The sequence below is a fragment of the Loigolactobacillus rennini DSM 20253 genome (assembly GCF_001436505.1).
GTDB lineage: Bacteria > Bacillota > Bacilli > Lactobacillales > Lactobacillaceae > Loigolactobacillus > Loigolactobacillus rennini.
Genome location: NZ_AYYI01000039.1, coordinates 1 through 12,756, shown reverse-complemented (window position 1 = coordinate 12,756; position 12,756 = coordinate 1). Strand labels below are relative to the sequence as shown.

Annotated in this window: 12 protein-coding genes; 6 read left to right on the top strand and 6 right to left on the bottom strand. The window is 38.6% G+C overall.

Going from position 1 to position 12,756, the window contains the following annotated elements:
- Nucleotides 1–210 precede the first annotated feature (210 nt).
- Both FC24_RS06495 and FC24_RS06490 read left to right on the top strand, forming a co-directional pair.
- Nucleotides 211–1,284, top strand: coding sequence for a DMT family transporter (locus tag FC24_RS06495; protein WP_057874084.1), 1,074 nt, complete (start codon nt 211–213; stop codon nt 1,282–1,284).
- A gap of 140 nt (nt 1,285–1,424) precedes the next feature.
- On the top strand, nt 1,425–2,051 hold the full coding sequence (locus FC24_RS06490; RefSeq protein ID WP_057874083.1) for a DedA family protein: 627 nt from the start codon (nt 1,425–1,427) through the stop codon (nt 2,049–2,051).
- Nucleotides 2,052–2,265: 214 nt separating this feature from the next.
- Here the strand turns inward: FC24_RS06490 and FC24_RS06485 are convergent, their stop codons facing one another.
- Together FC24_RS06485 and FC24_RS06480 are read right to left on the bottom strand one after the other, a co-directional pair.
- The gene (locus tag FC24_RS06485) at nt 2,266–3,696 is read right to left on the bottom strand and encodes a 6-phospho-beta-glucosidase (protein WP_057874082.1); all 1,431 of its coding nucleotides are present in this window, start codon (nt 3,694–3,696) and stop codon (nt 2,266–2,268) included.
- A gap of 79 nt (nt 3,697–3,775) precedes the next feature.
- The gene (locus tag FC24_RS06480; RefSeq protein WP_057874081.1) at nt 3,776–4,093 is read right to left on the bottom strand and encodes a PTS sugar transporter subunit IIB; all 318 of its coding nucleotides are present in this window, start codon (nt 4,091–4,093) and stop codon (nt 3,776–3,778) included.
- A 193-nt stretch (nt 4,094–4,286) separates the two neighbouring features.
- Between FC24_RS06480 and FC24_RS06475 the strand changes: the two genes are divergently transcribed.
- On the top strand, nt 4,287–5,084 hold the full coding sequence (locus FC24_RS06475) for a lp_1002 family arylesterase (protein WP_057874080.1): 798 nt from the start codon (nt 4,287–4,289) through the stop codon (nt 5,082–5,084).
- Between the two features lie 69 nt (nt 5,085–5,153).
- Here the strand turns inward: FC24_RS06475 and FC24_RS06470 are convergent, their stop codons facing one another.
- The 4 genes from FC24_RS06470 to FC24_RS06455 form a co-directional block, all read right to left on the bottom strand.
- Entirely contained in the window at nt 5,154–6,215 is a 1,062-nt protein-coding gene (locus FC24_RS06470) for an oxidoreductase (RefSeq protein ID WP_057874079.1), read from the bottom strand.
- Between the two features lie 179 nt (nt 6,216–6,394).
- Complete coding sequence (locus FC24_RS06465; protein ID WP_057874078.1) at nt 6,395–7,174, bottom strand: putative ABC transporter permease; 780 nt, start codon at nt 7,172–7,174, stop codon at nt 6,395–6,397.
- A 105-nt stretch (nt 7,175–7,279) separates the two neighbouring features.
- Nucleotides 7,280–7,873, bottom strand: coding sequence for an ECF transporter S component (locus FC24_RS06460; RefSeq protein ID WP_057874077.1), 594 nt, complete (start codon nt 7,871–7,873; stop codon nt 7,280–7,282).
- Between the two features lie 67 nt (nt 7,874–7,940).
- On the bottom strand, nt 7,941–8,705 hold the full coding sequence (locus FC24_RS06455; protein WP_083485653.1) for a MurR/RpiR family transcriptional regulator: 765 nt from the start codon (nt 8,703–8,705) through the stop codon (nt 7,941–7,943).
- Nucleotides 8,706–8,828: 123 nt separating this feature from the next.
- Between FC24_RS06455 and pfkB the strand changes: the two genes are divergently transcribed.
- From pfkB to FC24_RS06440, 3 genes are all read left to right on the top strand, one after another.
- Nucleotides 8,829–9,758, top strand: coding sequence for a 1-phosphofructokinase (gene pfkB, locus FC24_RS06450; protein ID WP_057874075.1), 930 nt, complete (start codon nt 8,829–8,831; stop codon nt 9,756–9,758).
- Between the two features lie 8 nt (nt 9,759–9,766).
- On the top strand, nt 9,767–11,674 hold the full coding sequence (locus FC24_RS06445) for a fructose-specific PTS transporter subunit EIIC (RefSeq protein WP_057874074.1): 1,908 nt from the start codon (nt 9,767–9,769) through the stop codon (nt 11,672–11,674).
- An 86-nt stretch (nt 11,675–11,760) separates the two neighbouring features.
- Complete coding sequence (locus tag FC24_RS06440) at nt 11,761–12,609, top strand: aldo/keto reductase (RefSeq protein WP_057874073.1); 849 nt, start codon at nt 11,761–11,763, stop codon at nt 12,607–12,609.
- Nucleotides 12,610–12,756 lie beyond the last annotated feature (147 nt).

Sequence of the window (12,756 nt, the reverse complement as noted above, 5' to 3'; positions counted from 1 at the left end):
TTATGGGTTTTTCTGTCCATTAATATGTTCAACTTAAATTTTACAATCTACCATAACAAAAAGCAAACCGTAACCGGCTAATATTTAGTTACTGAACCATCTCAGTTAACGATCTTGCCACCTAGTAAATAAAAATACCACCATTGACAAGTTTTCAATCGGTTTTACAATGGTAGTTATATTGCTTGGAGGAAGGATCGATTCTTTTTTATGAAACGCACTTATTTATACGTACTGCTTTCGACAATTTTATTTAGTTCAATGGAAATTGCACTAAAATTGGCTGGACAAGCCTTTAATGGCATCCAGCTTAATTTTTTGCGCTTTTTAATCGGCGGGTTGTTTTTACTACCCTTTGCAATTCGTGCGCTTAAAAAGCAGCACTTTAGGTTGACCAGCCGTGACCTGGCTTTATTTCTAATTACTGGGTTCAGCTGTGTTGTCATCAGTATGACATTTTATCAATTAGCAGTTGAAAGTGATCAAGCTTCCACAGTGGCAGTTTTATTTAGCTGTAATCCTATTTTTGCTTTAATCTTCTCTTATCTCATTTTACACGAGCGACTGAGCCGAACTAATTTAATTGCCGTTCTCATTTCATTAATCGGGTTAGTGATTATCGTTAACCCCGCTCATTTAACACGTCCTCTAGGCATGACATTAGCATTGACTTCTGCCGTTACATTTGGCCTATACTCAATTATTTCTCGTTGGGGCTCCATGCACCGACATTTCAACGGTTTAACTATGACTAGTTTGACCTTTTTAGCCGGTGCTGCTGAATTAGCCGTTTTTATGGGGATTTCACACGTACCAGCGATTAACAATTTATTAATTGCGCGACCTGCCCTACGCATTTTTGCTGCTGTACCATTTATACAAGGCATTACACCACAAACCTTTTTGTTGCTAGCTTACATTTGCATTGGCGTTACCGCCGGGGGCTTTGGCTTTTACTTTTTGGCCATGGAAACCGCCGATGTTTCAACCGCTTCATTAGTCTTTTTCATTAAACCTGCGTTAGCACCTTTAATGGCTATGTTCATGCTGCAAGAGCGGATTAGTTTACTGACCTGGAGTGGTATTGGCGTTATTGTTTTAGGCTCAATTATCATGTTTATTGGCAATCGCTTTGCCGAACAAGATAATGCCATGCAGTATAAAGGAGAATTCTCCAAGTTAAACCGGCAACCGGGAACGCCATCTGAATTTCAACGAAAATTAGCCCAAAATCATCAAAACCTAGCAAATAAAAAACAGCCCAAGGAGAATTTGAGCAAATAGTTTCCGACAGTCCTGCAGCAGCGGTAAATTTTAAGGATAAAGTTTTAAAGTTAACCTTAATTATATGGCTTTTAATTGACGGTTGCCCAGCTTTCACGCTATAGTGTAAAAACAAATCATTTAAAGCTGGAGGCAACTTAATGCAAAATATGATCGTCAATTTCATCGACCAATTTGGTTACCTCGGTGTTTTTTTCTTAATTACACTGGAAAATATTTTTCCACCAATACCCTCAGAAGTCGTGTTAACGTTTAGCGGTTTTATGACACTTCACTCCACCATGGCTTTGCCACAAGTGACATTGATTGCAACCTTAGGCTCTGTAGTTGGCGCTGTGGTTCTTTATGCCGTCGGGCGATTATTATCCGTTGAACGCTTAGAGCGACTGATTGCTGGTAAAGCTGGTACCATGTTACGGTTAAAACAGTCTGATTTAAAAAAAGCAGAGCATTGGTTCATGAAACATGGTAAAAGTACACTCTTTTTTTGCCGTTTTATTCCCATTGTTCGTAGTTTAATTTCAATCCCTGCCGGTACTACAAGAATCCCAATGGGCCAATTTTTATTATTAACGACAGCAGGCACTCTAATTTGGAATAGTGTTTTGGTTTTATTAGGCCTTTATGCTGGCAAAGCTTGGCAACAAATCGCTGGTTATGTTGATATTTTTGCGCAACTCACTTTAATTGTTTTAAGTTTAGTTTGTGCAGTTGCAGTCGCTTACTTTATTAAAAAGCGTTTCATTGCGGTTAAAAATAAGGATTAACAATCACTTGTCGCATCGGCTAATAACCGTAAGTTTAAAATTGAATCATTTAATCAATAAAAAAGCTGTACCATATTAAACCATGGTACGGCTTTTTCAAACACAACACTAACTCATGCACTACAGTAAGCATTTTCCACCTAAATGCCCACTACTACAGCACCTATCATTAGCATTAACAAGCTAGTTCACTTATATGCCGAAATGACAATGCTTAGCTAAGATCCGCACCGTTAGTTTGAATTACCTTTTGATACCAATAAAACGAATCTTTACGGCTACGTGCCAAACTACCATTACCTGCATCATCCTTATCAACATAGATAAAACCATAGCGCTTAGACATTTGACCAGTTCCAGCAGAAACTAAATCAATGCAGCCCCAAGGCGTATAACCGATTAAATCAACACCATCATCATTAACAGCTTTGATCATCTGTTGAATATGAGCCCGCAAGTACTCAACTCGATAAGGATCATGAATCTGACCATCTGCGGTCACCTTATCGCGCGCACCTAATCCATTTTCAACAATCATTAATGGTAAATGATAACGATCCTGCAACCAATTTAAGGCATAACGCAGACCAATTGGATCAATCGGCCAATCCCATTCACTAGCTTTTAGTGCTGGATTTGCAGCAATCTTAAATTTACCATCAGCGGTAGCCGCCACTGTCAAAGAATTATAATAACTAAAACCAATATAATCCACTGTGCCTTCTTGTAAAACTACGCGGTCTTCAGTTGTAATGTCCGAGCATAATTGTTTTTGTTTAAAGTAAGCCACCATATTATTGGGATAAGTTCCCCAAGCCTGAACGTCTGACCACCAATAACGCCGTTGCATCAACTTTTGTGCGACTAAAATATCTGCTGGTTTCGCTGAAGCAGGATATAACGGTGTAAAGTTCACCATGCTCCCAATTTCAAAGTTGGGATTAATTTGGTGCCCGATTTTAACTGCTAGTGCACTCGCAACTAATTCATAATGCGATGCTTGGTACATCAATGCTTCCCGGGTTGCATTATCCTCATCATGCCGAAAAACCAAGCCTGAATTCGTCGCCATGGTAAAATCATTAGTATACATCATCTGGTTATTGATTTCATTAAAAGTCATCCAATACTTAACTTGGTGCCGATAACGCTTAAAGCAAGTTGTTGCAAACCGAACAAAGAAATCAATCACCCGCCGATCGCGCCAACCACCATATTCAGTTACCAGGTGATAAGGCATTTCAAAATGTGACAATGTGATGACTGGCTCAATCCCATATTTTAAACACTCAGCAAATACCCGATCATAAAATTGCAAACCGGCTTCGTTAGGTTCTGTTTCATCCCCATTAGGAAAAATCCGCGTCCAAGCAATTGAGGTCCGAAAGCATTTAAAACCCATTTCTGCAAATAATTTAATGTCTTCTTTATAATGATGATAAAAATCAATTCCCTCATGATTGGGATAGTTTTTACCAGGAATGACGCCAGCCGTAATCTCACGGGGAACTTTATTACGTCCTGCTGTCATAACATCTGCAATGCTGACTCCCTTACCATTTGCTTGCCAAGCGCCTTCTAATTGATGTGCTGCAACAGCACCACCCCATAAAAAATTAGTTGGCAGCCCGCTTGTCTCTGTCATTATTAGTGCCTCCTAAATGAGCTGATTAATACATTAAAACAGCCTAAATCAGGCTGCTTTTTTATGTCTTCTAGTTAAATTAATTTGCTTTTTCAATAGTTTGCAAGGCTTCATTCAATACTTTTTCACCATTCATCATACCATAATCCTGCATGTTGATGACTTCTACTGGTATGTCTAATCGCGTCTGGAAATTTTTTAACATATAGCGAACTTGTGGACCTAACATCAAAACATCAGGATGACGCTTATCCAATTCATTGTCTGCATCAGATGCTGCGGTTGCAAATATTTCTGCATCTACATTCTTTGCTTGAGCCGCCTTTTGCATTTTTGAAACCAACAAACTAGTCGACATACCTGCTGCACAGACTAACATAATCGTTTTTTCTGCCATTTTGATCACTCCTAAATAAAGCGTTTACATACCATATCAAAAGTATAACTCGTGGGTACCAATTTGACAAGTAATAACCATTTTTGGAGCTACCATTGATTTTAACTTCAAGAAAGTGCCTCTTCTTCCGTTATCAGTTTATTCTGGATAAAAAGCGTATAATGAAAGTAAAGATTTAAAGGAGTGTTTTCAAATGCAAATTATTCAACAAAATTTAAACGATCACGCTTACTTAAAGGGATACGTACAAACGCCAGATCCAGCTGGGAGTTACAAAACACTGCCAGCAATGATTATTTTACCAGGTGGTGCTTATAAAAAGATCCCCATTGAACAAACTGAAGCGTTAGCCACCGCTTTTGCTGGCAAAGGTTTCCAAAGCTTTTACTTACGTTATTCCTTAGTGAGTGAAAAAAAGCCATTAATGCCGCAGCCTTTAATTGAATTGGCACAAGCAGTCCGCTTTTTACGGCAAAACGCTGCTCAATTTAACCTTAACCCACAACAAATTGCCATTTTAGGCGTTTCTGTAGGCGGTCACATCGCGGCATTGTACAATGATTATTTTCACCAACCAGATTTTGCTAAGCTGACCGGTTTAACTTTAGCAGATATTAAAATTAATGCTGCAATGATGGGCTATCCAGTGATCTCACCGCAATTAGGTTTCCCCACTGACGAAGCGGCTTTAGCAACTTGGACCTCGAATCCAGAAAAATTAGCTGCTGATAAATTAGTTCGCTCAGCCAATGCGCCTAGTTTTGTTTGGACCACAACGACAGACAATGTCGTACCAGCAATCAATGCAACCAGTTACGTCATGGCTCTACAAAAGCAACACGTTTCAGTTGAATATCATCTTTATCCGGAAGGACCACATGGCTTAGCACTTGCTAATCCACTGACCGGTGCAGATCAACAAACTATTTTGCCCCATGTTGCGACTTGGTTTAATCTAGCCATTCAATGGCTCAACAAACAGTTTCATTAATGCCAACATTTAAGTAATTAAAAACAGTGGTAATTGATTGAGTAACGTCAATCAATTACCACTGTTCTTTTATTGTGTTGCTAATCGATAAATACTAGGACTCGCTTGTTTAATACCAGCAGTCAAAATTTCTAAATCAGTCAGTGCCTGTTCCCTAGTGACTAAGGGTGCCTTTCCCTGAATAATGCTAGCATACAAGCCATCATATACACGCCCATAATCACCGCGCGGCGTACGTAATTGTTTATTAATCCAATCACCATTAGCATTTTGATAAGTCAATTCACCATAAAACTTAGGACTATCCAAGCCAAAATCTGTTGCAGCAGGTGTTATGCCAGCTTTTAAATCATTTTCTTGTTGATCAATGCCATATTTTACAAAACTGCCTTGTGTGCCATGAAGAATAAAGCGCGGATACGGCTGTGCAACTAAAAAGCTGCTTTTTACAATGGCTTTGAAATTATCATAGAATAAATCAACATCATAATAGTCATCTACTGTACTAACAGGATTCTGCTGAGCTCGAATGTCATAACTGACTTGTTGTGGTCGTCCAAACAATGCCACAACTTGATCAATGAGATGACTACCTAAACCATAAAAAGTCCCATCAATGGCAGCACCATGTTTAATTTGTGGATCAGGCCGATAATGATCAAAATGTGATTCTAATTCTAACGGCTCACCCAAATAACCGGTTTGTAAAACCTGCTTCAATGCTAAAAATTCACCATCAAACCGCCGATTCTGATAAGGCATTACCAATAAATGCTTGGTTGCTGCTAATTCGAAAAGTGTCTTGGCTTCTGTAACTGTTTCTGTAAATGGTTTTTCAACTAATACATTTTTCCCAGCTGTTAAACCACGTTTAGCAAACTCAAAATGCAAGCTTGGTGGCAAACAAATCGTGAGTAATTGAACAGCAGGATCCGTGAGAATTGTGTCAATCTGATCTGTAAAAGTAATCCCATGCTGTTCATAAGCTTTTTGCGTTTCAGGACGCTTATTCAAATGATGGGCGTAAATCCATTTCACTTGAATGTTTTTTCGCTGCATAATGTAAGGCAAATGGTAGCGAGTTGCACTTTTACCAAACCCAATCACAGCCATTGTTAATTTTTCTGACATCTGCTTTAGCCTCCTAGTAATGCGCTTAAACTAACATTATTTTCTCATGATTAACTTAACAAGTCTAATATCAAGCACTAAACTAATTTAATCATTAAGCACCAAAAATACTAACCGGCACCTAGACATTCATCTAGAGGCCGAATTTTTAATAGCAATTGTGGCATCAGGCCATAGGCTTAATCCCGTTTCAGTAACGCTGCAATCAATTCTTTGATTTCATCTAAACGTTTAGTCACATCAGCGTTATCTGTTCGTAAATTCGGAAAGCTGCGCAATAGGTGCCGCTGACCAAAATTTAGGTTAGTCAACCGCGCCTGTAGTTGCGGCTTACGTTTTAAGAAATCGGCCCAGCTTTCATGAACATCCGTTTTTAAGTCTGCAACATCAGAACTAAGCTGATTCCGGCGTTCTTCAATTGCCAAATTAAGCCGTTCCAGTTTCTGCCGAAATGATTGCAGATTAGCCAACGTAAAGCCAAAATCAAAAGACGCCAACGCAATTAATACAACAGGAAGAATAAAACCAAACTGCGTTAACCAAGAAATTAATTTAACTACTTCAGGCTGCACAAATCGAATGATTAGCACGCAACAAATACCCCAAAATAGCGAAATAGGCAATGCAATTCGTCCTTGAATGTTTCCAGGAACATTTTCATAGTTCCACCATTTAATGTGGAATAAAATTTCCAATATTGACCCCGTTAAATATTCTAATGCGCTGACTAATATCGTGGCTAACACAAATAGCCAAATTAAATGATGCTGCCACGGACGCAACAAATGAATGACGCCAATAACACCAAAACCATAAATCGGTGTGATTGGACCTAGTAAAAAACCAGTATCCACAAATTTACGCTGTTTAACTGCTGCTAAGCTAGTTTCCCACAGCCAACCGATCAACGCGTAAATAAAAAATTCTAAAACGACTTCTGTAAATAATTTAGGTGCCATTTTTCAATCCTTTGTGGCAAAAAAATGCCGTGAAATAAGTTATTTTCAGTGTAACATATCAATCATCATGTTCTAGTTTTACGCCTTTTACTTTGTGGCGCAATCCTAACGGCGCTGTTGAAAGCGCCGTAATGGCGTACAGATTAATGGCGCAACTACTGCGGCTAAAATCGCTTCTGGAATACCATTTGCACCGACTACAGCTAACAACAAACCGCCCAGACGGCTAACATCAGCCGTTCCGTATGCCTGAGCAACCGCTGGCGTTCGGTAAAATACATAAATTAAAGTTAAAACTAAAAGTGTATTCACTAACGTTCCAGCAATGGCGGCCAACATCATGGCTGGTGTCTGTTTAATTTTTTTATTTAACCAAATAAATGTCCAACCGGCAACAACACCAATTAAAATTCGGGGCAAAATTGAGACAACTGGATTAGTAAATACTAATGGCGCTAATGGACTGGTTGGCGCCGCAAATGCACGGACAAAAGTAATTAATCCCCAAACACCACCAATTAATGCACCATTTTTAGGGCCTAAAATAATAGCGGCAATCACGACTGTCACATGAATGGTTGTTAAATCTAACAACCCAAAAGGAATGTAACCAAATAAGGGCACAAAATTCTGGATGATGATCACGGCAATAAACATCGCCAGAATGCTAAGGTGGTAGGCTTTATTTTTTCTAAGCATCGCATTCGCTCCTAGTAATTGTCAATTGTGATTTAATTATTTTAATCATAGCATATTCGACCAATAACTACTGCTTAATTCTAACTGCATAGGCATCCGTCAATATCCGTGTCATCACTTGTAGCGGTAATCTCGAACGTACTTCATATTCTGGAAAATAGGATAATCCCGATTTATAACCCAAAAATACCAAATCTGAATATGACACAACCGGTGCTTGTTGATCTGTTGTAAACGTGATGATCGTAATATCGTTAGCAGCTAGGTTTTGTGCCGCAGTGACAATTTCTGCCGTTTGCCCGTTTAACGTAATTAAAATAACAACTTCGTCGGAATGAATTCGCTTACTTATTGTACGAATAATGTTGGGATCATTATGCATTTCCGTATTTTTGCCTAATAATTGAAATTTAATTAACATTTCACGAGCAATTAATTCAGACAATCCCCGAGCAAAAATGTAAATTTTCTTGGCGTCATGTAACTTTTGTACACTATCTTCAATCGTCCCAAAATCTAATTGCTGTAATGTTTTAGAAACCTCGGTTTCATTTTTTAAAATTACTGAGCGAATTTCTTTACTAGCATGTGTTAACACATCATATTTTGCAGTATCCTGTTGCGCTAAAATTAATTTCTGCCGAAAAGCAGTGTAACCCGAATAACCTTGTTTCTTCATGGTCCGGACAACAGTTGCTGTGGAAACATTAGCTAGCTCACTTAACTTAACAATTGATAAGTGAATAACCTGCTGTTGATGGGTTTGAATGAAATGCCATAAATATGCTTCTGCAACGCTTAATTTAACTTGCATCGATATCACCTGCTTCATTATGTTAATAACCAACATTGTAACATTTTTTCAACTTTTGCCTGCCAAACACGTTAAAGTTGAAAACATTTACAGCTGAAATCACACTATAATAAATTTAACAAACAAACGTAGGTGAAAATAATGATTTATACCTTAACTTTAAATCCAGCAATTGATTTATTTATCGAAACAACACAAATGAAACCAAACACTGTAAACCGGACCAATAATTCTGACGTTCAAGCTAATGGTAAAGGCATTAACGTTTCGTTCATTTTAAAACGGCTTGGTATTGATAACACTGCGCTGGGTATTGGTGGCGGTTTTACTAATCAATACATTCGCGACACTTTAACGCAAAACCAAATTCCAAACCAATTCATTACGATTGATGGCTTAACGCGAATTAATGTCTTTACACGTGTACTTGATCAACAACAAGAATACAAGTTGGTGAATAAAGGCCCCTATGTTAATCAAAAAGCGCAAACTAATCTTTTAAAATTATTAGACAAACTACAAAGTGGCGACTGGCTCTGTATTTCTGGCAGTTTTGCTCAAGGTATTGAACCAGATATCTTGATACTGATCGCTCAAAAAATGCAGCAAAAAAAAGTTCGATTAGTACTTGATACTAGTTATGCAGCTGTCCTTGAAACATTACGTTATCAACCCTATTTAATTAAACCAAATGAGGCAGAATTAGCACGCTGGCTTAAGCTACCAGCACAAACAACACGTACTCAATTAATTCATGCTGCTCAGGAATTAATTCAACAAGGTGCTCAAAATGTTTTATTATCATTAGGTGCTCAAGGTGCCTGCTTAATTACAACAAAGCGAGTCTATTATGGCAACGCACCTGAAATTAATGTTTTAAATACAGCCGGTTCTGGTGATACGATGCTGGGCACCTTCATTGCGGGCAAAATCCAACATCTAACAGAGCAAGCCAATTTACGTAGAAGCATTGCTGCTGGCAGCGATACTGCTCAACAAAGTTGGATAACCGACTTTACGCACGTTAATGCATTAACTTCGCAAATCCATATTAATGAAATTAAGGAGTAAGTGATAACATGGCAGATTATCAATTAATTGCAGCAACCGGCTGTGCCACTGGTATTGCACATACTTATATGGCACAAGAGGCATTAGAACAAGCGGCAGCTAAACGCAACCTAACCATTAAAGTTGAAACGCATGGGCAAACTGGGGTTGATAATCCTTTAACTCAAGCTGAAATAGATGCTGCTGAAGGTGTTATCGTTGCCGCAGACATTGACATTGGTGCCGAGCGATTTATTGGCAAAAAAGTGGTTATTGTGCCGGTCGCACAAGGAATTAAAGCCCCTGACAAATTAATCAATCAAGTCTTGAATCCTAACCTAACCCCTTATCAACCACAGGGCAAAAGTGCAACAAAAACTAAAACGACAACAACCAAAGAAACTTGGGTCAATAAAATTTATACTTCATTAATGAATGGTGTTTCCCACATGCTCCCATTAGTGGTTGCTGGTGGTGTCTTAACTGCAATTTCATTTTTCTGGGGAATTTATTCCGCTGATCCAAAAAGTGCAGAATACAATGCTTTTGCAGCAACATTAAATACCATTGGTGGTACCACCATGAACTTAATGGTACCAGTACTTTGTGCCTACATTGCAGAAGCAATTAGTAAACGCTCTGGATTAATTGTCGGCTTCGCAACTGGCATGATCGCTTATACTAATGGAACAGGTTTCTTAGGCGGCATTTTAGGAGGCTATCTCGCTGGCTATACAATTATTTTATTGCAAAAATTATTAAAAAAGCTTCCAGACAAAGAATTTCGCGGTTTAAAAGCTATTTTCTTATATCCAGTTTTAGGCGTCTTCATCTCAGGCATGTTAATGTGGTTCATTTCAGCTCCGATGAAAGGGCTTAATTTGGGAATGATGAATTTTCTCAAAGGAATGCAAAATGGTGATCCCATTATTTTAGGTCTTTTAGTTGGTTGCATGTCCGCATTTGATTTTGGTGGTCCCATTAACAAAGCAGCTTATTTAACTGGTACAGCACTTTTAGCTCAAGGGAATTTCTATTTTATGGCAGGTGTATCCGCTGCTTGCATTGCACCACCATTAGCAACTGGTTTTGCTGTTTTATTCAATAAAAAAGCTTATTCTAAAGCCGAACGCAGTGCTGGCTACGTTAATTTCTTACTAGGATCAACGCATATTACTGAAGGTGCAATTCCTTTTGCTGCCAAAAATCCATTCACTAATATTCCTTCCTTTATGGTTGGTGCCGCGATTTCTGCTTCTCTAACTTATGCAACACACATTCAAGTTCCCGCACCACACGGTGGCTTTATTATTTTACCGTTAGTCAACCACCCGCTACTCTGGGTACTTTGGATTTTACTAGGTGCATTAGTTTCAGGTATGCTATTAGCTTATTTTGCTGGTCGCCAAGCCAAAAAACATAGCAACCCTAAAGCTGAACCCCAAACAGTGATTAAGACACAAACAAATACTGAGCAATCACCATTACAGGCAATTTTAAAACCAGAAAATATTGTGTTAGATGTTCCTGCACAAAATAAAACAGCCGTCTTAAAATTTTTAGCACAACTTGCCGTCAAAAATCACCTGGCAACCGATACAGCTGCCGTATTAACTAAATATCAAGCACGTGAAGCAGAAAATTCTACTGGCATGGAAAAAGGCATTGCGATTCCTCACGCACAGGATCGTACCATCAAACAATCAGCAATGTTAATTCTTAAATTAAAGCAGCCAATTAAGTGGCAAACCTTTGATCACCAACCGGTTGACACTATTATCTCATTTTTAATTCCACAAACTGATGCCGGCAGTCACTTACACTATTTGTCGGCTACTGCAAAATTATTAACTCATGAAACCTTTATTAATCAATTACAAACAGCCCACACTAAACAAACTATTCTAAAATTATTTGCACAAACTGACCTGAAATAAAGCCAAACACAAGCTGATTCAACCCTACTTTTGATGAAAATGTGTATAATGAAACTTGTAATAAACTTAAAAAGCAGGTGAAAAATTTGGCTATTTTAACAGACACTTATCAACTCACAAATGGCGTTAAAATCCCTAAAGTTGGCTTTGGCATGTGGCAGGTTCCAACTGGCGACACTGCCTACAACGCTGCAGCAGCCGCGTTAAAAGCTGGCTATCGACACATTGATACCGCAAAAGCTTACCAAAATGAAGCAGATGTTGGTCGTGCAATCCGCGATTCTGGCATCCCGCGGCAAGATATTTTCGTCACTTCTAAATTACCTGGCCAAACAAAATCTTATGATGGTGCAATGGCTGATTTCAAGAGCACAATGCAACAATTAGACATTGACTATTTAGATCTTTACTTGGTTCACGCCCCATGGCCATGGGACGAAATCGGTAAAGATTGTGACAAAGAAAACATCGAAGTTTGGCGAGCAATGGAAGATATTTACGCAACTGGTAAAGTTAAAGCAATTGGCGTGTCTAACTTTAACGTTCACGATTTACAAAACATCTTACCAACTGCTAAAGTGGCACCGATGGTTGATCAAATTCAATATTACGTAGGCTATACAGAACCTAAAATCACAACATTTGCTAAAAATCACAACATGCTAGTTGAAGCTTATTCACCACTTGCAACCGGTGATTTGTTGCAAAACAGCAAAATGCAACAATTAGCAGGTAAATACCAAGTTAGCACGGCACAATTAGCTCTGCGCTTCTGCCTGCAAAATGGTATTCTACCGCTGCCAAAAGCTGTTAATGAAGCCCACATTAAGAGCAACACACAATTAGATTTCGAAATTAGCGAAGCAGACATGGCAACTTTAAAAGCAATGCCTGACACTGCTCCTGACCACACGCATAATCCAACTCAAGGTTAATGCTGTCTTAATCAATATAAAAAGAAGCTGTGATTTTTCACAGCTTCTCTTTTTTATTAAGTGTAAACAGTATGAAAAAGAATTATATTTAATTGGGTCTAGAATTTTTGGTGTTGGAAAGTATTTCCATTCCAAAAGTACTAGGCC